16 protein-coding genes are annotated in these 23,256 nt (G+C 71.8%); 6 read left to right on the top strand and 10 right to left on the bottom strand.

Features of this window, described 5'->3' with window-relative positions:
• Positions 1-4: 4 nt before the first annotated feature.
• Both ABGB10_RS28765 and ABGB10_RS28760 read right to left on the bottom strand, forming a co-directional pair.
• The gene (locus ABGB10_RS28765; RefSeq protein WP_347664131.1) at positions 5-1,360 is read right to left on the bottom strand and encodes an aldehyde dehydrogenase family protein; all 1,356 of its coding nucleotides are present in this window, start codon (positions 1,358-1,360) and stop codon (positions 5-7) included.
• 120 nt (positions 1,361-1,480) lie between these two features.
• Positions 1,481-2,845 (bottom strand): glutamine synthetase family protein, encoded by a 1,365-nt coding sequence (locus ABGB10_RS28760; protein WP_347664130.1) that lies wholly within the window; start codon positions 2,843-2,845, stop codon positions 1,481-1,483.
• Positions 2,846-2,936: 91 nt separating this feature from the next.
• Between ABGB10_RS28760 and ABGB10_RS28755 the strand changes: the two genes are divergently transcribed.
• The gene (locus ABGB10_RS28755) at positions 2,937-4,082 is read left to right on the top strand and encodes a PQQ-dependent sugar dehydrogenase (protein WP_347664129.1); all 1,146 of its coding nucleotides are present in this window, start codon (positions 2,937-2,939) and stop codon (positions 4,080-4,082) included.
• A gap of 14 nt (positions 4,083-4,096) precedes the next feature.
• Here ABGB10_RS28755 and ABGB10_RS28750 read toward each other — a convergent pair whose 3' ends face one another.
• From ABGB10_RS28750 to pcaF, 5 genes are all read right to left on the bottom strand, one after another.
• A complete protein-coding gene (locus ABGB10_RS28750; RefSeq protein WP_347664128.1) occupies positions 4,097-5,683 on the bottom strand; it encodes an amino acid permease in 1,587 nt (528 codons plus the stop codon).
• Between the two features lie 421 nt (positions 5,684-6,104).
• Positions 6,105-6,605 carry a DUF456 domain-containing protein gene (locus tag ABGB10_RS28745; protein ID WP_347664127.1) on the bottom strand — a complete coding sequence of 167 codons (501 nt, stop codon included), beginning with the start codon at positions 6,603-6,605 and terminating at the stop codon, positions 6,105-6,107.
• A 112-nt stretch (positions 6,606-6,717) separates the two neighbouring features.
• A complete protein-coding gene (locus tag ABGB10_RS28740) occupies positions 6,718-8,928 on the bottom strand; it encodes an EAL domain-containing protein (RefSeq protein ID WP_347664126.1) in 2,211 nt (736 codons plus the stop codon).
• A 4-nt stretch (positions 8,929-8,932) separates the two neighbouring features.
• Complete coding sequence (locus ABGB10_RS28735) at positions 8,933-9,745, bottom strand: SAM-dependent methyltransferase (RefSeq protein WP_347664125.1); 813 nt, start codon at positions 9,743-9,745, stop codon at positions 8,933-8,935.
• 101 nt (positions 9,746-9,846) lie between these two features.
• Positions 9,847-11,052, bottom strand: a complete 1,206-nt coding sequence (gene pcaF, locus ABGB10_RS28730; protein ID WP_347664124.1) for a 3-oxoadipyl-CoA thiolase — start codon at positions 11,050-11,052, stop codon at positions 9,847-9,849.
• 106 nt (positions 11,053-11,158) lie between these two features.
• On the opposite strand from pcaF, the gene ABGB10_RS28725 reads away from it, so the two are divergent.
• The 4 genes from ABGB10_RS28725 to ABGB10_RS28710 all read left to right on the top strand — a co-directional run bounded on the left by ABGB10_RS28725 (position 11,159) and on the right by ABGB10_RS28710 (position 15,416).
• The gene (locus tag ABGB10_RS28725; RefSeq protein ID WP_347664123.1) at positions 11,159-12,124 is read left to right on the top strand and encodes a glutathione S-transferase C-terminal domain-containing protein; all 966 of its coding nucleotides are present in this window, start codon (positions 11,159-11,161) and stop codon (positions 12,122-12,124) included.
• Positions 12,117-12,827 (top strand): DUF998 domain-containing protein, encoded by a 711-nt coding sequence (locus tag ABGB10_RS28720; protein ID WP_347664122.1) that lies wholly within the window; start codon positions 12,117-12,119, stop codon positions 12,825-12,827. Before ABGB10_RS28725 ends, ABGB10_RS28720 begins: the two co-directional genes overlap by 8 nt.
• 158 nt (positions 12,828-12,985) lie before the next feature.
• Positions 12,986-14,278 carry a dicarboxylate/amino acid:cation symporter gene (locus ABGB10_RS28715; protein ID WP_347664181.1) on the top strand — a complete coding sequence of 431 codons (1,293 nt, stop codon included), beginning with the start codon at positions 12,986-12,988 and terminating at the stop codon, positions 14,276-14,278.
• 70 nt (positions 14,279-14,348) lie between these two features.
• Positions 14,349-15,416: an NADH:flavin oxidoreductase/NADH oxidase gene (locus ABGB10_RS28710; protein ID WP_347664121.1), complete on the top strand. Its 1,068-nt coding sequence runs from the start codon at positions 14,349-14,351 to the stop codon at positions 15,414-15,416.
• Positions 15,417-15,463: 47 nt separating this feature from the next.
• Here the strand turns inward: ABGB10_RS28710 and ABGB10_RS28705 are convergent, their stop codons facing one another.
• Entirely contained in the window at positions 15,464-19,060 is a 3,597-nt protein-coding gene (locus ABGB10_RS28705; RefSeq protein WP_347664120.1) for an ABC transporter ATP-binding protein, read from the bottom strand.
• Between the two features lie 1,147 nt (positions 19,061-20,207).
• Here ABGB10_RS28705 and ABGB10_RS28700 point away from each other — a divergent pair.
• Entirely contained in the window at positions 20,208-20,774 is a 567-nt protein-coding gene (locus ABGB10_RS28700) for a hypothetical protein (protein ID WP_347664119.1), read from the top strand.
• A gap of 270 nt (positions 20,775-21,044) precedes the next feature.
• On the opposite strand, the gene ABGB10_RS28695 is transcribed toward ABGB10_RS28700, so the two are convergent.
• Positions 21,045-21,884 (bottom strand): GNAT family N-acetyltransferase, encoded by an 840-nt coding sequence (locus tag ABGB10_RS28695; protein ID WP_347664118.1) that lies wholly within the window; start codon positions 21,882-21,884, stop codon positions 21,045-21,047.
• Positions 21,814-23,154 carry an MFS transporter gene (locus ABGB10_RS28690; protein WP_347664117.1) on the bottom strand — a complete coding sequence of 447 codons (1,341 nt, stop codon included), beginning with the start codon at positions 23,152-23,154 and terminating at the stop codon, positions 21,814-21,816. The genes ABGB10_RS28695 and ABGB10_RS28690 overlap by 71 nt, the downstream gene beginning before the upstream one ends.
• Between the last annotated feature and the right edge of the window lie 102 nt (positions 23,155-23,256).

Raw genomic sequence — 23,256 nt, 5'->3', positions numbered from 1 at the left:
CGCATCACTCCTCTGTCGCGATGAACACGTTCTTGACGTCGGTGAAGGAGTGCAGCGCGTCCGGGCCCAGCTCACGGCCGAGCCCGGAGCGCTTCATCCCGCCGAACGGGGTCCAGTAGCGCACCGACGAGTGCGAGTTGACGCTGAGGTTGCCCGCCTCGACCGCGCGGGCCAGGCGCAGCGCCCGACCCACGTCCCGGGTCCAGATGGAGCCGGAGAGGCCGTACTCGGTGTCGTTGGCGAGCCGGACCGCGTCGGCCTCGTCGTCGAACGGCAGCACCGAGACCACCGGCCCGAAGATCTCCTCCCGCCAGTGCCGGTCGGCCGGCGAGTCGGCCAGCAGCACCGTGGGCGCGTGCCAGAACCCGGGGCCGTCGGGGCAGGATCCGGTGAACGCGACGGTCGCGCCGGTCAGGTAGCCGGCGACCCGGTCCCGCTGGGCCGCGGAGATCAGCGGACCCATCTCGGCGGTGTCCCGGGACGGGTCCTCGACCCGAACCCCGCGTACCGCCGGTTCGAGGAGTTCCAGGAACCGGTCGTACACCGGCCGCTGGACGAGGATCCGCGACCGTGCGCAGCAGTCCTGGCCGGCGTTGTCGAAGACCGCGCCCGGCGCGGTCGCGGCGGCGCGTTCCAGGTCGGCGTCGGCGAACACGATGTTCGCGCTCTTGCCGCCCAGCTCCAGGGTGAGCCGCTTCACCTCGGCGGCGCAGCCGGCCATGATCCGGGTGCCGACCTCGGTCGAGCCGGTGAAGCAGATCTTGCGGACCGCCGGGTGGCTGACGAACCGCTCCCCCACCACCGCTCCCTCGCCCGGTACGACGCTGAGCACGTCGTCGGGCAGGCCGGCCTCACGGGCCAGCTCGGCCAGCCGCAGCGCGGTGAGCGGCGTCAACTCGGCGGGTTTGAGCACCACGGTGTTGCCGGCGGCGAGGGCCGGTACGAACCCCCAGGCGGCGATCGGCATCGGGAAGTTCCACGGCACGATCACGCCGACCACACCGAGCGGCTCGTGGAAGGTGACGTCCAGCCCGCCCGGCACCGGGATCTGCCGTCCGGTCAACCGCTCGGGCGCCCCGGCGTAGTAGTCCAGGACGTCCCGGACGTTGCCGGCCTCCCACCGGGCGTTGCCGATGGTGTGCCCGGAGTTGCGGACCTCCAGCGCGGCGAGTTCGTCCAGATGCGCGTCGACCACTGCGGCGAACCGCCGCAGCATCCGCGCCCGATCCCCCGCCCCCACCCGACGCCACGTCTCGAAGGCCACGGCAGCCCGGGAAATCGCCGAGTCCACCTCCCCGACAGAAGCCCCGGGAACCTCCCGAAACCCCTGTCCGGAAGCCGGATCCACCAGAACCGTCATGCGCCCCGCCCCTCGCTCCCACCGTCGATCATGGAGTTGTGGTGCCTCACAAAGGCCGCCGAGCGCCACTTTCCGCCCACCACAAGTCCATGATCGACGCGGCGGGGCCGGGGCGGCGCGTCAGAGACGTTCGAAACCACGCGTCAGCTCCCAGTCCGTCACCGCGGCGTCGAAGGCGGCCAGCTCGACCCTCGCCTGGTTGGCGTAGTGGGCCACCACCTCCGCGCCGAACGCCTCCCGGGCCACCGCCGAGCCCTCCCAGAGGGCCAGAGCGTCGCGCAGCGTGCCGGGGACCCGTTCGGCCTCCGGGTCGTCGTACGCGTTGCCGGTGCACTCGTCGCCCAGCTCCAGCTCGTGGTCGATGCCGTGCAGCGCGCCGGCGACCAGCCCGGCGATCGCCAGGTATGGGTTGACGTCCGCGCCGGGCACCCGGTTCTCGACGCGCATGCCCTGCCCGTGCCCGACCACCCGCAGCGCGCACGTGCGGTTGTCCACCCCCCACCGCAGAGCCGTCGGGGCGAACGATCCCGGCTGGTAGCGCTTGTAGGAGTTGATGTTCGGGGCGAAGAGCAGGCTGAACTCCCGCATGGTGGCCAGCAGCCCGGCGAGCACCCGCTGCCCGGTCGGCGACAGGTGCGCCGGCCCGTCACCGAGCATCGCCGAACCCCCACTGCTGTCCCGCAGTGAGAAGTGGATGTGGCAGGAGTTGCCCTCCCGCTCGTTCGGCTTGGCCATGAAGGTGATCGCCATGCCCTCCTGGGCGGCGATCTCCTTGGCGCCGTTCTTGTAGATCACGTGATGGTCGGCGCAGGCGACCGCCTCGTCGTACCGGAACGCGATCTCGTGCTGGCCGAGGTTGCACTCGCCCTTGGCGCTCTCCGGCGTCAGCCCGGCGGCGGCCATCTCGGTGCGGATCCGGCGCAGCAGCGGCTCCACCCGGGCGGTGCCGAGCAACGAGTAGTCCACGTTGTACTGGTTGGCCGGGGTGAGGTCCCGGTAACCGCGCTGCCAGGCGTCCTCGTACGAGTCGCGGAACAGCACGAACTCCAACTCGGTGCCGGCGTAGGCGGTCAGCCCGTGCTCGGCCAGCCGGTCCAGCTGACGACGCAGGATCTGCCGGGGCGAGGCCACCACGTCACCCGAGCCGTCGAGCCAGGTCAGGTCGGCCAGCAGCAGCGCGGAGCCGGGTTGCCAGGGCATCCGACGCAACGTGCCGAAATCCGGCACCATCGCGAAGTCGCCGTAGCCGCGCTCCCAGCTCGACATCGCGTACCCGTCGACGGTGTTCATGTCGACGTCCACGGCGAGCAGGTAGTTGCAGCCCTCGCTGCCGTTGGCCACCACCTGGTCGAGGAAGAACGGCGCGTGGAACCGCTTGCCCTGCAATCGGCCCTGCATGTCGACCAGGGCGAGCACCACGGTGTCGATCTCGCCGGCTTGGACGGCGACCCGCAACTCTTCCAGCGAAAACGGCGTTCTGCTCATCAGAGGGCCTCCATCACCAAGGTCTACTGGCAATCCGGATCACCGTCAATGCCCCGGGCCCGGTCGACGGCAAACCACGCGAGGAGCTGTCATGCGTCTGCGAGCAATCACGGCCGTCGTCGTCCTCGTCACCGCGCTGGGCACGACGGTGCACGACGAGGCGGCGGCGCAACCGGCACCCGGTTCGGTCATCACACTGGGTGCCGACAGCTTCGACTTCGCCGCCCCGGAGGTCGTCGCGACAGGGCTCGACGTGTCGTGGGGGCTCGATTTCCTCCCCGACGGCAGCGCCCTGGTGGCACAGCGCGACCTGGGCACCGTGTTGCGGGTACGACCGGGGCAGCCGCCCGTGCAGGTCGCCCAGATCCCCGGAGTGGTCGCCGGTGGCGAGGCGGGGCTGCTCGGCCTGGCCGTCTCGCCGCGCTACCGGCTGGACCGGTGGGTCTACGTCTGCTTCACCACCGCCTCCGACATCCGGATCACGCGGTTCCGGCTCAGTGCGCCGCAGACCCAGCAGGTGATCATTAGCGGCATCGCTCGGGCGTCGTTCCACGACGGTGGCCGGATCGCCTTCGGCCCGGACGGGCTGCTCTACGCCGGCATCGGGGACGCCGGTGTCCCCGCCAACGCGCAGAATCTGGCCAGCCGCAACGGCAAGATCCTGCGGATCCGGCCGAACGGCGCCATCCCGGCGGACAACCCGTTCCCCGGCTCGCCGGTCTACAGCTACGGGCACCGCAACGTACAGGGGCTGGCCTGGGACCCACGCGGGCGCCTGTTCGCCACCGAGTTCGGTCAGAACACCTGGGACGAGGTCAACGTCATCGTCCGGGGCGGCAACTACGGCTGGCCGATCGTGGAGGGCCCGAGCACCGACCCCCGGTTCCGCACGCCGGTGGTGGTCTGGCCCCCGGCACAGGCGTCGCCGAGTGGCGCCGCCTTCGCCAACGGCACGCTGTTCGTCGCCGCGCTGCGCGGCGCCCGGCTGTGGACCATCCCGGTCAGCGCCGCTGGCACGGTTGGCACTCCGGTCGCCGAACTGGTGGGTGCCTACGGCCGGCTTCGTACCGTGGAGTTGGCCCCGGACGGCTCCCTCTGGGTGGCCACCAGCAATCGTGACGGCAATGGCACACCGGCACCAACGGACGACCGCATCCTGCGCTTCACGACCGGCGAGCGGCAGCCGCCGCCCGCCGGTCGTGCCGGATCCCACGCCGCCGTCCCCGCGCAGCCCTGATCCGGGTAGCCGGATCAGCCCGGCCCGTCGACCGCCGCCGACCGTCGTTCGTCCGCCGGGTCCTCGACGGTACGCACCGGACCGGTGAACCACTTCCGGGCCGACGCGTACCACCAGACGGCGACCACCAGCAGCACCCCACCGACGGCGAGCGGCGCGTAGTTCACCGCCGACCAGGTGAACCCGTCGTTGCCGGGCACTCCGGAGGGCACGATCGGCAGCACGAAGTAGACGGCGATGATCGCGATCTCGATGACCGCGATCCAGCCGAGCAGCTTGTACTTCCGTCCCAACGTCCACGGGCCGGGGATGAACCGGTCGCCCATCCGCAGTCGCAGCGCGATCGGGATGAGGAACGACAGGTAGAGCCCGAGCACGGCGACGGACACCACCGCGTAGAAGGCGACCGGGATGCCGGCCGAACTCTCGTAGAGCGCCGGCAGGGTCAGCACCAGGCCGGCCAGGGTGGCGCCGATGATCGCGTTGACCGGGGTGCCGTTGCGGTCGACAGTCGACCAGAGCCGCCAACCGGGCACCGCCCGGTCCCGGCTGAACGCGTACGCCATCCGGCTCATCGAGGTCACGCAGCTCATGCCGCAGAAGAACTGGCCGATGGTGGAGATGATGATGACGATCTTGAAGAAGACCGGGGTCAGCGCGGACTCGAAGATGGCACCGGAGAAACCACCCGCGGCGTTCACCGCCTCGACGTCGGTGGCCGCGAAGAGGAACGCCAGCAGCAGGATCCAGCCGCCGACCGCCGAATAGAAGATGGACTGCCAGAGCCCACGCGCGGCGGCCTGCGACGCGCCGCGGGTCTCCTCGGAGACGTGCGCGCAGGCGTCGAAGCCGGTGATCGTGTACTGGGTCAGCAGGAAGCCCAGCGGCAGCACGTAGAACCAGAACGTCAGGCCGCCGACGTCCCCGTCACCGAAGCCGGAGTTGTTGAACCGCTCGGTGAACACGAACTGGAAGCTCTGGTGGTTGTCCGGGACGAAGACCAGGATGGCCACCACGACGGCCGCGCCGGCCACGTGCCACCAGACCGACACGTTCTGGAGTACGTCGATGATCCGGTGCCCGAAGATGTTGATCAGGCCGTGCAGCACCAGAATGATCACGAAGAGGACGAACGTCTGGCGTAGCGTCCCGGCCCAGCCGTCGAAGAGCGCCGACAGGGTGAGGTTGAGGAACGTCGCGCAGCCGTAGTCCACCGAGGCGGTGACCGCCACCAGACCGATCAGGTTCAACCAGCCGGTGAACCAGCCGTGAACCGGGCGGCCCATGGTGGCCGCCCACCAGTAGATCCCGCCCGCGGTCGGGTACGCCGACACCAGCTCCGCCAGACAGAAGCCGATGATGAGGATGAACAGCGAGATCAGCGGCCAGCCCCAGGAGATGGCGACCGGCCCGCCGTTGTTCCACGCCTGGCCGAAGGTGGTGAAGCAGCCGGCCAGGATCGAGATGATCGAGAACGAGATGGCGAAGTTGGAGAAGCCACTCCACTTGCGGCGCAGCTCCTGTTTGTAGCCGAGTTCGGCGAGCCGTCGGGCATCGTCGTCCATCGGTTGCTCGGCGGTCGGCACGGGGGTCGTTGCCACTGCACACCTCCCTGAGGTGGTTCCGCGTGCGAGTGGGCAAAGTGTGATCCCGGCCGATCAAGACGGTCAATACATGGCCGGTGGGAATGTCACCGCCATCGGGCTAAATGCGTTGCCGTCCAACCCTCCCGGCACGCATCCTTGACCCCGTGACCAGGCCCGATCAGGGCCGACGCCGGGCACTCGGACCGCCCGGACCCCGGTGGCGCGGGGCACGCCTCTCTCTCACGTACGGCGCTCCCGCCGTACCCGAAAAGTGCCCCGCGCCCCTCCCCCACACCCCCTCCCTCCACCCCCGCGCCCTTCCCTGCGGCCTTCCCTGCGTTGATCAAGAGCTTTGCGTCAGATTTCGGGCCCTGCATGACGCAAAGCTCTTGATCAACGCCGTGGGGTGGGGGGTGGGTGGGGTGGGGTGTCTCGTCTAGGTGAGGAGGAGGCCGGCAACCCAGAGGGCGGCGATGATCAGGGCAGCCAGGAACTCCACGAGCATCGAGAGGCCGGCGGCCTTGAGCGCCTGCACAGTGGACGGCCAGGCGAGGCGGTTGCTGCCGAGCCGCAGGCGTTCCGCCGCCCACACCCCGCCGACGAAGCCGAGCACCAACCCGACGACCGGCACCACGAAGAACCCGATGATGCCGAGCACCCCGCCGGCGAGCAGCGTGGACGTCGGCACACCTGTGCGTTTCAGGTTCCGGCCGGGCCACGCGTACTTGATCACGACGCCACCCGCGGCGGCCACCGTGGCGGCGGCGAACACCGCCCAGCCACCCATGCCGGCACCGCCGAAGATCGCCCAGAGCAGCACGCCACCCCAGCACAGCGGCAACGCCGGCAGGCCCGGCACCACCACGCCGGCCAGCCCGGCCAGGATGGCCAACCCGGCGACCACGGTCACCGCCGTCTGCGAGTCGGTCAGGTTCACGCAGTCACCTTCCCCTGCCACCGGTCAGGCCGCAACGGTCGCCCGCCCACTCACGCCAGCACCCCGCCTCGCCCGTGCCGCTGCTCCGCGCCACGCTGCTGCACCCGCCGGCTCACGCCCCCACGTCGCCACGCAGCCGGGCGGTGATCGTGTCGGCCGGGGCCGGGGCACCGAAGAACCGGCCCTGCCCGGTGTCGCAGCGCAGCGCCCGCAACCGTTCCGCCTGCTCCCCGGTCTCCACCGCCTCGGCGGTCACCCACAACTCCAACGCGTGCGCCAACCGCACCAACGCGTCGACGATCCGTTCGTCGCGGTGGTCGGCAGCATTGTCGGCACGGATGCCCTCGACGAACGGGCCGGCTAGCTTCAGGCAGTGGATCGGCAGCCGCCGCAGGTACGCCAGGTTGGAGTACCCGGTGCCGAAGTCGTCCACGGCCAGCCGCACACCCAGCGCGGCGAGCCGGTACAGGCTGCGCAACGGCTCGTCGGCGCTGCCCATCACCGCGCTCTCGGTCAACTCGAGTTGGAGAAGGTCCGCGGGCAGGCCGCTGGTGTGCAGCGCGTCCGCCACGGTGTCCACGATCGCCGGGTCGTCGGCCTGCCGCGCGGCAAGGTTGACGCTGACCACCAGATGGGCGTCGGGAAAGTCCCGCCACCACCGCTCGGCGTCCTGACAGGCCTGCCGGAGCACCCACTCGCCGAGCCGGACGATCAGGCCGGTCTCCTCGGCCAGCCCGATGAACTGGTCCGGTCCGATCAGGCCCAGCTCCGGGTGCTCCCACCGGACCAGCGCCTCCACCGCGAGCATGCTGCCCTCCAGCAGTGACACGATCGGCTGGTAGTGCAGGACGAACTCGCCCCGGTCCAGCGCGGCGGGCAGCCCGGCGACCAGCGCCGAGCGGGCGATGTCCCGGGCGCTGCGTTCCGGGTCGTAGACCGCCCACTGGCCCCGGCCTGCCGCCTTCGCCCAGTAGAGCGTGGTGTCCGCCGCCTTCATCAGCTCGGACGGACTGGTCTCCGAAGCCGGGCACTGCACGATCCCCACGCTGGCCGAGACGGCCAACTGATGGTCACCGACGTGCACCGGGGCCGCGACGGCCGCCAGTGCCGCCTCCGCGACGGCCACCGCGTCGTCCACGTCGTCCCCTCCGTCGACGAGGATCACGAACTCGTCGCCGCCCATCCGGGCGACCAGGTGGCCGTGGTCGGCCACGCACGCGTTGAGCCTCCGGGCGATCATCACGAGCAGTTGGTCACCGAGGTCGTGGCCGAGGCTGTCGTTGATCGCCTTGAAGCCGTCCAGGTCGAGGAAGCACACGCCGACCCGCTGCCCGGTGCCCGCGCTGTCGAGGACCCGACCCAGCGTGTCGAAGAACAACGTCCGGTTGGGCAACCCGGTCAGCGGGTCGTGCAGCGCCTGGAAGCGCAGCCGCTGCTGGAGTTCGTACCGCTGGGTGATGTCCTCGATCATCGCGACGGTGAAGCGGGGCCGGCCGTCGTCGTGCCGGATCAGCGAGACGGCCAGATCGGTCCAGACCATGCTGCCGTCCTTGCGGTGGTAACGCTTCTCCACCCGGGCGGCGTCGTGCTTGCCCTCGATCAGCTCCTGGTACAGCTCCCACATGCCGGCGGCGTCGTCGGCGTGGAACAACGCCGCCACGTTGGTCTCGCACAATTCCTCGATCGAGTAGCCGAGCATGTCGGCGAACGCCTGGTTGACATCGATGATCCGGCCGTCCACGCCGGCGATGCCGATCCCGATCGCGGCACCGGTGAAGACCGCCCGAAACCGTGCCTCGCTGTCGCGCAGCGCCTGTTCGACCTCGTCGCGGGCCTGCCAGGCCGAGCGGGCGATCCGCTCCTGCTGACTGAACGTACGGTCGCGAAGCGCTCGGGCGAATCCGGCGGCCAGCCCACCCTGCAGGGCCGCCATCCGGTCGGCGAGGTCCGCCGGCCGGTCGGTGGCCCCCAGCACCCGGTGCAGGAAGTCCGCACCGAGGGCGTGCATCGTCCAGTCGAGGGCCTGCGGCTCGGTCAGGTGTGCCTCCACCAGCGCCGCGCCGACCTCCTCGGCGGGGCGGGCGGTGAACGGCTCCGCCCGTACCGCCTGCGCCAGCCGGATCGTGTGCACCAGCAGCAGCCGCTCGGTCTCGGCCGCGCTGAGCGGCACGAAACCGAGGCGGCGTACCGCGCGGGCCCAGTCGGCGGCGTACCCCTGGACGTCGGCCCGGCCGGCATCGACCCCGGCGGGGTCCGGGATGGCATCGACCCCGGAGGGGTCCCGGCCGGCATCGACCCCGGCGGGGTCCGGGACGGCGGCCATGGGATCAGCCGGCGGGCTGGTCGTACCGGGCGACGCCACCGAAGGCGCCGAACCGCTCCGGGTGCTCGTCCACGTCGGACGGTGAGTCGGGCCGCCAGAGCGGCATGTGCACCACGCCCGGTTCCAGGACCGTCCAGGCGCCGAAGAAGCCGGTCACCTGGGCGCGGGAGCGCAGGGTGATCTCGGTGTCCGTCCGCGCGGAGAGACGCTGAGCGTCGAGCATCTCCTGCGGCTGGTCCTCGAAAGTGGAGTGTGAGAGGACCAGGAAACTGCCCGGCGCGGCGGCGGCCCGCAGGGCGGCCAGGATCGCCTCGGGCCCGTCGCCGTCGGGGATGAAGTGCACCACCCCGGCCAGCAGAATGCCCATCGGCCGGCTGAAGTCGATCAGCCCGAGCTGCCGGGTCTCGGCGAGGATCCGCTCCGGCTCGCGCAGGTCGGCGTGGATGACCCCGGTCAGCTCGTTGCCCGCGAGCAACTCCCGGCTGTGGGCGACGGCGACCGGGTCGATGTCGACGTACACCACCCGGGCCTTGGGGTTCACCCCCTGTGCCACCTCGTGCACGTTGCCGACGGTGGGAATTCCGGAGCCGATGTCGAGGAACTGGTCGATTCCGGCGTCGAGCAGCACCCGGACGGCCCGGCGCAGGAACTCACGGCCGGACCGCATGGTGGCGGCGAGGTTCGGGGTCATGCTCGCGATCTGTTCGGCCAACTGCCGATCGATCTCGAAGTTGTGCGCCCCGCCAAGGAAATAGTCGTACACCCGGGCCGCGCTCGGCCTGGTCAGATCGATCTCGGTCGGCAGTCCGTCGGGCATCGGTGTGCTCCCCAGTTCGTCGCCGCGGCGCGGGACGGCACCGGCGTCGACGGACGTGCACGACCACCGGCAGACCCGCGGGTCGTGTGGTGTGGACCACTCTAGGCGGCTGACTCCAGCAACAGCGAGATCCCTTGACCGACGCCGATGCACATGGTGGCCAGAGCCCTGCGACCTCCGCGACGGCGCAACTCCAGGGCGGCGGTCAGCGCCAGGCGCGCGCCGCTGGCACCGAGCGGGTGCCCCAGCGCGATCGCGCCACCGTTCGGGTTGACGTGTTCGGCGTCCACGGGCAGCCCCAGCTCCCGCAGCACCGCCACGGACTGCGCGGCGAACGCCTCGTTCAGCTCCACCACGTCCACCGCGCCCAGCTCGACGCCGACCCGGTCGAGCAGTTTGCGGGTCGCCGGCACCGGGCCGATCCCCATGATCCGGGGCGGTACGCCGGCCGCCGCCGCGCCGCTGACCCGGGCCAGCGGCGTGAGGCCGTACCGCTGCACCGCCGCCTCGCTGGCGACCAGCAGCGCGACAGCTCCGTCGTTGACGCCCGAGGAGTTGCCTGCGGTCACCGTGCCGCCGTCGCGGAACGGCGTGGGCAGCGCGGCCAGCTTCGCGAGCGTGGTCTCCCGGGGGTGCTCGTCGACCTCGACCAGCCGGGTCTCCCGACGGCCGGCCGGCACGGACACCGCCACGATCTCCTCGGCGAACCGGCCGTCGGCCTGCGCCTTGGCCGCGCGCTGCTGTGAGCGGTACGCGAAGGCGTCCTGCTCGGCCCGGCTGACGCCGTACTCGGCGGCCACGTTCTCCGCCGTCTCCGGCATCGAGTCGACACCCCACCCGTCGCGCATCAGCGGGTTCACCAACCGCCAGCCCAGGGTGGTGTCGTACACCTCGGCCGACCGGGAGTACGCAGACGTCGCCTTCGGCATGACGAACGGCGCACGGCTCATGCTCTCCACCCCGCCGGCGATCACCAGCTCCGCGTCCCCGGCGACGATGGACCGGGCGGCGGTGGCGAGCGCGTCCAGACCCGAGCCGCAGAGCCGGTTGACGGTGCTGCCCGGCACCTCCTCGGGCAGGCCGGCCAGCAGCGCCGCCATCCGGGCCACGTTGCGGTTGTCCTCGCCGGCCTGGTTGGCGCAGCCGAGCACGACGTCGTCCACCCGCGCCCAGTCCACCGACGGGTGGCGGGCGACCAGCTCACGGATCACGTGCGCGGCCAGGTCGTCGGGGCGGACGCCGGCCAGCGCGCCGGCGTACCGGCCGATCGGGGTGCGGACACCGGCCACCAGGTATGCCACGGTCATCGCGAGTCCTTCGGGGGTGCAGACGGCGGGGGTGGGGCACGCCCACCGGGTCGCGGGGGCTGCCGGCCGCCAGGATATCCGCGCCGGCAGCGGATAGGTTGACGGCATGGCTCGGGCCCAGTTCAGCGCAGAGACCAGCGGCGGCGGCGCGTTCGTCCGCCAGCCCAACCGGTTCACCGGGCGGGTCACCGCCGACTCGACCTCGCCACCCGGCGGCGGCCCGGACGAGCAGGACCGTTGGCCGCTGGAGGCCGGCCGGTACCGGCTGATCTGGTGCCGGGCCTGCCCGTGGGCGCACCGGGCGAGAATCGTGCGCGGTCTGCTCGGGCTGGACGACGCGATCTCGCTGGGCACCGTCGACCCGATCCGGGACGAGCGGGGCTGGGCGTTCGCCCTGGACCCGGACGGCTTCGACCCGGTCCTCGGCGTCGGCTTCCTCTCCGAGGCGTACCTGGCCACCGACCCGGACTACACCGGCCGGGTGACCGTGCCCGCGCTGGTGGACACCCTGACCGGCCGGGTCGTCACCAACGACTACCCGCAGCTCACCCTCGACTTCTCCACCGAGTGGCGGCGGCTGCACGCGCCCGCCGCGCCGGACCTGTACCCGGTCGAGTTGCGTCCCGAGATGGACGCGCTGATGGCCGAGATCCACACCGACGTCAACAACGGCGTCTACCGGTGCGGGTTCGCCACCTCCCAGGAGGCGTACGACGAGGCGTTCCGGGCTCTCTTCGCCCGGCTGGACGTCCTCTCCGAACGCCTCGCCGGGCAGCGCTACCTGATGGGCGACGCGATCACCGAGGCCGACGTGCGGCTGTTCACCACACTCGTCCGCTTCGACGCCGCGTACCACGGGCACTTCAAGTGCAACCGCAGCAAGCTGACCGAGATGCCGGTGCTGTGGGCGTACGCCCGGGACCTGTTCCAGACCCCGGGCTTCGGCGAGACGGTGGACTTCGACCACATCAAGCGGCACTACTACGGCACCCACCGGGAGATCAACCCGACCGGAATCGTGCCGCTCGGGCCGGACGAGTCCGGCTGGGGCACCCCGCACGGGCGTGGCTGAGCCGGGCCGGCCCGGCAGCACGACCGCGCCGAGGATCCACGCCGACGTCGCCCGCCGGGTCGCCGGGTCCGCCGCGGCCGGCTGCGCGGTGGCCGGTGCGGTCGCGGTGACGGTCGCCGTGGTCGCCGGCCCCGGTCCAGGGCTCACCGGGTACGTCAGCGAGGCGGGCATCGCCGGCAGTGCGCACGCCACGACGTACCGGATCGGGATCCTCGCTCTGGCCGCGGCGTTGCTGCTGGTCGGCGCGGCGCTGCCCCCCGGGGTGTGGGCTGCGGCCCCGGCGCTGCTCGCCACCGGTGCCGTCTGCACCGCCGTGTCCGGTGCGGTGACCTGCTCCGCCGGCTGCCCGCTGCCGCCGTTCGAGCGGGCGACGGTGGCGGATCTGGTGCATGGCGGCGCGAGCATAGCGGCGACCGCGGCGGTGGTCTTCGCCATGGTCACGCTCGCCGTGTCCGGGCCGGCGGGCCGTGCGGTACGCCGGTTGGCCGGCATGGCCGCCGCGCTGGCCCTGCCGCTCTGCGCCGCAGTGGGGCTGGCGATGCTCGTCCTCGGCCGGGGCACGTTCGTGGGCGTCCTGGAGCGGCTGATCCTGGCACTCGCCGTGCTGTGGGGCCTGGCCACGGCCACCGCACTGGCCCTGGCAGCGGAAAGTTCAACCCCCGTAAGGAGCCTCACGCCGACGGCTCCTTGCGATGAGCGGTAATCGGCGTAACGTCGACGAGCGATGACCAATGTCTGGGGCCTCACTGTCCGCCTGTATGTCGATCTCCGACTGCAGGCCAGTGGCATCTGTCCGGGCTAGCTGCGTTTCACGCCTGCCCTGAATCAGACCGGACAAATGGATAGAACATGCCCTTCAGCCTGCGCAAGATTCCCTTCTCCGTGCAGATCCTGCTCGGCCTCGTGCTCGGCGTCGCGCTGGGCTTCCTGGCCCGTACCAACGACCTGAACTGGCTGACCAGCACCCTGCACACCGTCGGCAGCCTCTTCGTCCAGCTCCTCAAGCTGGCGGTGCCGCCGTTGGTCTTCACCGCCATCGTGGTCAGCGTGGTCAGCCTTCGCGGTGTCGCCAACGCCGCCCGGCTCGCCGTCAAGACCCTGATGTGGTTCGGCATCACCGCCCTGATCGCGGTGAGCATCGGCATCGGGCTCGGCCTGCTCACCAACCCCGGCCGGGGCGTGAGCCTCGACCTCGGTGGCGCTGCCGCGCCGAAGAAGACCGGCTCGTGGACCGACTTCCTCACCGGCATCGTGCCCACCAACCCGGTCGGCGCGTTCGTCGAGGGCAACGTCCTGCAGATCGTCTTCCTCGCCGTCGTCATCGGTGCCGCGGCCCTGCTGGTCGGTGAAGCCGCCGAGCCGTTCGTGGCGTTGAACCGTTCCCTGCTGGAGATCGTGCAGAAGGCGCTCTGGTGGGTCATCCGCCTCGCCCCGATCGGCACCCTGGGCCTGATCGGCAACGCCGTCGCCTCGTACGGCTGGGACCTGCTGGCGCCCCTCGCCAAGTTCACCACCGCCGTCTACGTCGGCTGCGCCATCGTGCTGTTCGTGGTCTACCCGCTGGTGCTGATCCTCGCCGGCCGGCTCAACCCGCTGCGCTTCTTCGCCGGCGCCTGGCCGGCGATCGAGCTGGCCTTCGTGTCCCGCTCCTCGGTCGGCACCATGCCGGTGACCCAGCGTTCCGTCGAGCGGCTCGGCGTGCCCCGCGAGTACGCCTCGTTCGCGGTGCCGTTCGGCGCCACCACGAAGATGGACGGTTGCGCCGCCATCTACCCGGCGCTCGCCGCGATCTTCGTGGCCCAGGTGTTCGGGGTGCAGCTCGGCGTGACCGACTACCTGCTGATCGCCTTCGTCTCGGTGGTCGGTTCGGCCGCCACCGCCGGCCTGACCGGCGCGATCGTGATGCTGACCCTGACCCTCAGCACGCTGGGTCTGCCGCTCGCCGGCGCCGGCCTGCTGCTGGCCATCGACCCGATCCTGGACATGATCCGCACCGCCACCAACGTGGCCGGGCAGGCTCTGGTGCCGACCGTCGTCGCCGCCCGCGAGGGCACCCTCGACCGGGTCGCGTACGAGTCCGCCGGTCGACGCGACCTGACCGAGCCGGAGCCGGTCGCGGAGGCCCGGCCCGAACTGAGCCCTGTTCCCGCCTGACCAGAACCCACCGACGGAGACGGGTCCCTCCCCGAGGGGCCCGTCTCCGTCGTCCGAGAGGATGTCCCCCATGAGCTCCCTGTTCACCCCCCTGGCCCTGCGTGCGGTCACCCTGCCCAACCGGATCGCGATGGCGCCGATGTGCCAGTACTCAGCCGGCCCCGACGGTCTGCCCACCGACTGGCACCTGACCCACCTCGGCAGCCGCGCGGTCGGCGGTGCCGGTCTGGTGCTGACCGAGGCGACCGCCGTACTCCCCGAGGGCCGGATCAGCCCTCAGGACACCGGGCTGTGGTCCGGTGCCCACGTCGACGCCTGGCGGCCGGTGACCGCATTCGTCGCCGCCCACGGCGCGGTGCCGGCCGTGCAGCTCGCGCACGCCGGGTTCAAGGCCTCCACGTACCGGCCGTGGGCACCGGAACGCGGAGGCGTCCCGGACGCCGAGGGCGGATGGACGCCCGTCGCGCCCGGCTCCGAGGCGTTCACCGCCGGCTACCGGACGCCGACCAGCCTCGACGAGGCCGGCATAACCGGTGTGGTCGAGGCGTTCGCGACCGCCGCCGAACGGGCGCTGGACGCCGGCTTCGCCGCCGTGGAGATCCACGCCGCGCACGGCTACCTGCTCAACGAGTTCCTCTCGCCGCTGACCAACCACCGCACCGACTCGTACGGCGGCGACCGGACCGCCCGGATGCGGCTCACCCTGGAGGTGGCCCGCGCGGTGCGCGCCGCGGTGGGCGAGGACGTGCCGGTGCTGACCCGGATCTCCGCCACCGACTGGGTCGAGGGCGGTTGGACGGTCGAGGACAGCGTGGTGCTGGCCGGCGAGCTGGCCGGCGTCGGCGTCGACCTGGTCGACGCGTCGTCCGGGGGCGTCAGCGTCGAGCAGCGCATCCCACTCGGCCCCGGCTACCAGGTGCCGCTGGCCGCCCAGATCCGCCGCGAGGCCGGCGTGCCGACCGGCGCGGTGGGCCTGATCGTCGAGCCCGAGCACGCCGAGCAGATCGTCGCCAGCGGCGAAGCCGACCTGGTGCTGCTCGGCCGGGAGTTGCTGCGCGACCCGTACTGGCCGCGCCGGGCCGCCGCGAAGCTCGGCGTCGCGTACAGCGGACCCGACCAGTACGCCCGCGCCTACTGACACCGACGTGGTCGGGCGGCTGCCGTACCTCGGCATCCGCCCGACCGTCAGCCGGCCAGGTGCGACCAGTCGCCCTCCAGGTCCTGCCAGGTGCCCTGGGCCGCGACCGCCCCACCGAGCAACACCACCACGTGATCGGCCCGGACCAGCGCCGCGCGCTTCGCGGTCGAGCCGACCACGGTCACCCCGTGGTCGCGCAACGCCTGCCACAGCGCCAGCTCGGTGGTGACGTCCAGCGCCGACGACACGTCGTCGGCGACCAACAATTCGGTACGCGGTGCCAGCGCGCGGGCCAGCGCCAACCGCTGCAACTGCCCGCCGGACAGCCGGGTGCCCTTGTGCCCGATGAGCAGCCCGAGCCCACCGCCTGCGGCGGCCAGGTCGTGGTCGAGCTGGGCGGTGCTGACCGCACCCGCCGCGTCGACCTGGTGCCCGAGCGCGATGTTCTCGGCGACCGTGCCGGAGAGCACCCGGGGCAACTGGCCGACGTAGCCGACCTGGTTGGGCCGCAGGAACAGCTCCGGCTCGGTGACCGGGTCACCGTTCCAGGCCAGCTCACCGGTGTGGTGCACGATCCCGGCCAGCGCCCGCAGCAACGAGGACTTGCCCGACCCCACCGGCCCGACCACCAGCACCAACTGCCCACGCTGCACGGTCAGGTCCACATTCCGGACGGCCACCGTACCGTCGGAGTGCACCACTCCGAAGCCGCGCAGCTCCAGGCGGCGCAGCGGGTGCCGGGGTGGTGGCGTCGGCGCGGGCGCCGTCCCGGCGGCCAGGTCGACCGCCGGAACCCCCGCGGAGTACGCGCTCACTCCGGTCATCGCCGCCGTGCGCCGGGTCCAGACCCGCGCCGACGGCAGCTGGGAGATCAACGACGCGGTGGTCCAGGCGAACCAGCGGGCCGCGCCCAGCGTGGAGACCGCCACCAGCACCGCCCCGGCGGAGAGTCCGCCGCTCAGGTAGAGCGCCCACGCGCCGATCGGCAACAGCCCGCTGGCCATCGACGGCGTGGAACGCGCCCACACCTGCACCGAGATCTCCCGCCGCTGCCGGTCGCTGCGCAGCACGTCCAGGCTGGCCAGATGGCGTAGCACCGCCGTGGTCGCGCCGGCGAGCTTCACCGTCCGCGCCGCGGACAGCGCGGAGACCAGCGCCGTGGCGAAGGCGGCTCGCGCCGTCACCGTGGCCCGGGCCGCACGTTCGAGCTTCGGCCCGAACAGCGTCGCGGCCAGCCCGGAGACGACCATCGTGCCCAGGAAGAACAGCCCCGGTACGACACTGCCGGTGACCGCCGTCATGGCGACGACCAGGACCAGCGCGACCGCCTGGTCCAGCACGTTGTCGGCGAGCTGGACCACCCGCTCGGTGTCGCCGCCCTGCGCCACGACCTCGGCCGGGGTGTGCGAGCTGACCCGGCGCGGCCCGGTCTGACCGTGCACCAGGCGCAGGCCGATCCGCAGCATCTGCCGCACCCACCAACCCGGGAACCAGACATGGGTATAGTACGGCAGCGGCATGGTGACCAGCAGCCCGGCCATGATCCCCAACGCCGGCAGGTACGGGCTGCCGGTCCCGTCGACCAGATCGGCCCAGAGCCAGGGCAGCACCGGCCCGTCCAGCCCCAACAGGCTGAGCCCGAGGAACAGCCCGATCGCGGCCATCCCGTACCGGGGATCGTTGATGCAGAGCCGGAAGATCTCCCGCAACGTCCGGGCCGGAGGCACGGGCGGCAGTGGCGGCGGGTCCGCGCGGTTCGCCCCGACCGGCCCGGTCGTCGGCTCGGTCAGCTCGGCCCGCCCGGTCGTCGGCTCGGTCGGCTCGGCCCGCCCGATGGTCGGCTCGGCCCGTACGGACGCTGGCTCGGTCGGCTCGGGCCACCCGGTCGACGGCCCGGTTGGCCAGGCGTCGTTCGGGTCGGGGCCGACCAGCAGATCGGTGCCGACGCCGGCACGGCCGGCCGGCGCCGCCGTGGCGTACGCGGCGGCGTGACTGGTGGCCAGCAACTCGGCGAAGCGCGTCGACGTCTCCAGCGGGCCGGCTTCGACCACCGCGCCGTCGGCCAGCACCACCACCTCGTCGCAGCGGCGCACGGAGGAGAGCCGGTGCGCGATGACGATCCCGATCCGGTCGCGCAGCAGTCGTTCTGTGGCTCGCTGCACCCGCGCCTCGGTCACCGGGTCGAGCCGCGCGGTGGCCTCGTCGAGGATCACCACATGGGGATCACGGACCAGGATCCGGGCGAACGCCACCAACTGTTCCTGACCGGCGGAGAGCACATGCCCGCCCTCCCCCAGCCGGGTCGCCAAGCCGTCCGGTAGCTCGGCGATCCAGCCCGCCAGGCCCAACTCGTCGAGCGCCCGGGCCGCGGCGTCGAGCAGATCCGGGTCGAAGAGCGCGACGTTCTCGGCGAGCGTGCCGGCCAGGATCTCGGTGCGCTGCGGCACCAGTGCCACCCAGCGGCGCAGTTGCTCGACGTCGAGGTCACCCAGGTCGGTGCCGCCGAGGAAGACCGTTCCCGGCGGCACGTCGACCGCCCTGGTGAGCACCTTCGCCAGCGTCGACTTACCCGAGCCGGTTCGCCCGATCAGCGCGTACGAGCGGCCGCGCGCGAAGGTCAGGCTGAGCCCGCGCAGCGCGGCCCCCCGACCACTCTCCTGATACCTGAATGTCAGGTCCTCGATGCGCAGGTCACCCTCGGTCGGGCTGGCACCGCCGACGGGTTCCTGCCGAGCCCGCTGGAGCAACTGCACCCGAGCCCACGCGCCGAGAGCCTCCTGGATCTCCGGCACCATCCGGCTGACGTGCTCCGCGGTGGCGCCGAAGGCCAGCGCCAGCAGCCAGATGGCGGTGAGGCGGGCGGCGTCGACCCGGCCGGTGGCCAGCGCCCAGGCCCCGCCGAGCACCACCACGCCGATGCCGGCCCGGATCGTCGCGGTGGCGGCCGCCGCCACCTTGGCGGACAGCACCCAGACCAGGCGACCCCGGGACAGCACGGCGGCGGCCCGCCGCGCATACAGCCGCAGCACGTACGGTCGGGCCAGACTGGTCCGTACGTCGTCCTGGCCGTGCACCGCCTCCTCCATCACCGCGGCCAGGTCTGACCACGCCTCCTCCTCGGCCATCCGGGCCGGACCGATCCGTGCCGTCGGGCGGCGAAGGCTGAGGGCGAGCACCACGGTGAGCAGCAGCATCGCCACCCCGGCCGGCCACCACACGGCCAGCGCCACGACCATCGACAACAGACCGACGCAGAGCCCCTGCGCGAGCCGCGTGCCCTGGTTACGGATCGCCGACGCCACCTGGTAGACATCCCCGTCGATCCGGTCGAGCAACTCGCCCACCGGGGTGGTCTCCAGCGTCGGCAGGTCCTGCCCGAGTGCGACTCGACAGAGCCGGCGACGCACGTCGGCGGACCAGTCGGCGGTCAGGCCAGCCATCAGCAGACTCACCGCGAGGTCGGTGAGGACCACGGCGACCAGTGCCGCGGCCAGCACGGCGAAAAAACCAGCCGACCGGTGCACGAGCACCGCGCCCGCCAACGCCGAGGCACCGGCCTGACCGGCGGCGCCGAGCACGATCAGGATGACCACAACCGTCATACGGCGCGTCGAGGTGCCCCACAGATCTCGGAGCAGGCGCATGGAAAGTCCTCCGGACGTGGGGTGGCGGAGACTTCAGCCTGCCGGCGTCGGCGCCTCATCTCAACCGATTTTCCGGGCTCTGAGCAGGGCATCGACCATCTCCCCCACCCACCGCGCAACGCCATCCCGAACCTCGACGACCCCACCGCGTAACGCCACCCGACACCCAACCCGCCCCGGCGGAACGCCACCCAACCGACAACCACCCCGGAAAACGCCGCACGACGCCCGACCCGAGACCCGCCGGGCGTGCCACCCAACCGACCACCCCCGGGACAACGTGGCCCGACACCAACCCGAGACCCGCCGGGCAGCGCCGCCGCACACTCGACGCGCACGACCTGAACGGCAACGACGCCGGATTCGACGCAGGTCCCGGCATGCCACGCGAAGAAGCCGTCGCCGTAGAAGTACGCGGCCTACTCGGCGATCTCCGGGCTGCGGATCGAGCCGTGCCAGACGAACGCGACTGACCAGAAATAGGCCTTATGCCCGATTCAACGCCTACTTGCGTGACCGGAACTGCGATGATCGACTCGGGTTTCATGAAGTCGCGGTGTCGGACCGCCCTGGACACCCCGACATCAATGAAGTCGAGTCGATCATGCGGTCGTTGGTTATTCGGGGCCAGGTGTCGGGGTGGCAGGGCGTCGCCGCCGGATTGACTGGGCGCCTTGTCCGGTATGGGCCTTGTTGGGTGGTGACCGACGGCACCCGGGGGCCGGAATCATGGTTGGGCCGGGGTCGTTACACACCCTGACGATCGCAGGACCACGGCCGTTGGCTCGACCGGCCGCCCCGGGGAATGACCTCCGGGCCCGGGTCGTTACGCCCGGACCTCGGCCCGACCGGCACCCCGCTACATCGGGTGCCACGGGACGGACAAACCCGGGAATGGCCCCGCCTCGCGGGTCGTTACACCCGGACCCCGGCCCGACCGGCGCCCCGCTCCACCGGGTGCCACGGGATTGGGCCGACCCGGAATGACCCCGCCCCGCGGGTCGTTACACATGGACCCGGCGCCCGAGCCCCCCGCTCGCAGGCCGCCGATCCCCCCAGACTTTCCCCCTGTTAGTGCAGCGCCGGACGAGGTGCTCACACCCGCAGCATGTGTGCGGGTGTCCTTACCCCCGAAGGAGCTACCCCCATGAACACGATCATCCGTAAGAGCATGCTGTCTGTTGCTGGTCTCGCGTTCGCCGGTGGTGTCTTCGCCGGCCCGATCGCCGCCCACGCCGCCACCCCGACGGTGGACGCCAAGCCGGTTGCTGCCGCCGTGCAGACGGCGGCGCCGAAGCCGCAGGGCGACCAGTCGCACATCACCCTCAACGACGAGCAGACCGCCAACGTCAAGGCGATCATCGCCGCCACCAAGAAGGCCGGCCTCCCGGAGCGCGCCGCGGTGATCTCGATCGCGACGAGCCTGCAGGAGTCGAAGCTGGAGAACCTCGGCCACCTCGGCGATGCCAACGACCACGACTCGCTGGGCCTGTTCCAGCAGCGCCCGAGCTCGGGTTGGGGCACGCCGGAGCAGATCACCGACCCCGAGTACTCCACGACCGCGTTCCTCAAGGGCCTCAAGCAGGTCGACGGCTGGCAGGACATGCCCCTGACCGAGGCCGCACAGACCGTGCAGGTCTCCGCCTACCCCGACGCCTACGCCCAGTGGGAGCAGCAGGCCACCGACCTGGTCGGCCAGCACTGGAACAGCTGACCCCCACCGAACGACCCGACCGCTGGCCGGCACCCCACCACAGGGGTGCCGGCCAGCGGCATCTCCACACCCAGATCTTGGACAGATTCCGTTCTCGCGTAACGGAAAGTGTCCAAGATCTATGGGGCGGTACACGACCCGCACGCGCCGGGGAGTATGCATCGGACGCTTCTGCGGATCAGCCCGACCCGCGACCAGGCACCCACCCCCGGGGGAGAGTGCAGCGCGCACTGCCGCGGATCAGCCCAGCCGCGACCAGACACCCACTGGTCAGAAGAGGACCGTCGCGAGGGTGCCGATCGGCTGGAACCCGCAGCGTTCGTAGACCCGGCGGGCCGGGAGGTTGAAGTCGTTGACGTACAGGCTGACCGTGGGGGCGACCCGCAGCAGCGCGTCGCGGACCACGGCTGCCATGGCTGCCGTGGCGATCCCGCGGCCCCGCCACTCGGGTGCCACCCAGACGCCCTGGACCTGCGCCGTCCGCTTGGTCACCACGGCCAACTCGGCCTTGAAGACGACCTTGCCGTCGACGAAGCGGGCGTACGCCCGACCGGCTCGCACCAGGTCGTTCACCCGCCTGCGGTAGCTACGTCCGCCATCCTCGGCCAGCGGGGAGACGCCGACCTCCTCGGTGTACATGGCCACCGCCGCCGGGAAGAGCTTGTCGACCTCGCCGGAGCGGACCTGGCGTACCTCCGGGTCGGCAGGTACGGGGGGCAGGGTGTCGGCGGCCAGCAGTGGCTGGTTGGGGCGGACGTCTCGTGCTGGCCCCCAGGTGTCGGAGAGCCGGTCCCACAGCCCGAGCACGGCATCGGCCCGGCCGACGATGGAGGAGCACAGCCGCTCCTCGCCGGCGAGCAGGTCGGCGAAGGCGGCCACCGCCGCGTCGCTCGCCAGCACCGGGGTCAGGTTGCCACCGAGCCAGCACAGTGATTCCAGGTTGCGCCGGGCGCCGTACCCCAGGATTCTGCCCTCGGCCCGCCACCACGAGAGGCCGCGCGCGGCGATTCGCTCGGCGACCTGCGCGCCCGCGAACGGGTCATGGTCGAGTAGTCGCTCGACCGCGCGGCGCTCCGATTCCCCCAGTTGCCGTACCGGCACCGTCAGCACGACTACCAGCCTGCCAGATCGACCCCCCGGTCCGCGGGTCGAGTGACAAGGCCGGCACCGGCTCGGTCGGCTCGCTGGCGGGGCGGGTCCGCTCGGCCCACCGGACGACGGGCGGCACCAGGGCCCCGAGCAGGAGGAACAGGGCACCGAGCACCAACCAGCCCGGTACGCCCCAACCGAGCGCGAGGCTGGTCACCACCACCGGGGCGAGCATCTTGCCGAGTTCGTAGCCCATGCCGTACGCCCCCTGGTACTGCCCCTGGGCGTTCGTCGGCGCGAGCCCGAAGGAGATTCCCCAGCCTGCGGCGGAGTGCCACAGTTCCCCGATCACGTGGGCGAGCGCCCCGACGCCGAGCAGGCCCATTGCCCCGGCGGCGGGGAGCGCGCCGCTGGCGGCGAAGAGTACGCAGGCCAGGGCGATGGCCACGCCCGCTCGACGGGCGGCGCGGGCGGCTCCGGGCAGGGTGGCGGCGGTGCGCGCGGCGCGTACCTGGAGGAGGACCACCAGACCGGTGTTGACCAACGTCAACGCGGAGATCATCCAGACGGGCGCCCGGGTGTGCTCGGCGATCCACAGCGGCAGGGCAATGGTGAGCAGGCTGAAGTGCATGGACATCAGCCCGTCGACCAGGGTGAAAGCGAGGAACGGGCGGTCTCGCAGGGCGATCAGTCGGGGGCCGTGCGTCGGGGCGGCGACCGGGGCGACGCTGGGCAGTCGGACGAAGACCACCGCGGCGGCGAGTGACGCGGCTGCGGTGGTCAGGATCAGTGCGACGTACCCGGTTCGGGTGTCGGCGGCGATGGCGAAGCCGCCGAGGACCGCGCCGACGGAGATCCCGACGTTGGTGGTGGCGCGTAGGTAGGCGCGGGTGCGTACCCGTTGGTCGGCCGGGATCGCTCCGGCGATCAAGGCGCCCCGGGCCCCACGCTCGACCGCGTCGGCGAGCGCGGTGGCGGCTCCCACCAGCACGAATGTGGGGAACGACCGGACACCGATCAGGCCGACAGTCAGTGCGCCGGCGGTGAACAGCGCACCGACCTGGACGCCGCGCGGGCCGACGCGGTCGGCCAGGTAACCGCTCGGTGCGCTGGCCAGGACCCCGACGAGCGCCGAGATGGTCAGCCCGATGCCGACCTGGGTCGCCGACAGGCCCACCGATCGGGTGAGGAAGAGCGCGCTCGCGACCAGCCAGAGGCCACGTCCGACGGTCTTGACCAGGGTGCCGAGGGTGAGGACCCGGGCCGGACCGGGCGGGGGAAGCAGGCGCATGACCGGGACGCTAGCAAGACGTACGTACGGTTTACAAGGATGAGGTTGTCGACGATGCATTGCCGATATATCGTTGATGCATCAGCGACAGTACAAAGAGAG

The organism is Micromonospora sp. B9E7, assembly GCF_039871815.1.
GTDB lineage: Bacteria > Actinomycetota > Actinomycetes > Mycobacteriales > Micromonosporaceae > Micromonospora.
This window is presented reverse-complemented; position numbering and strand designations above follow the sequence as displayed.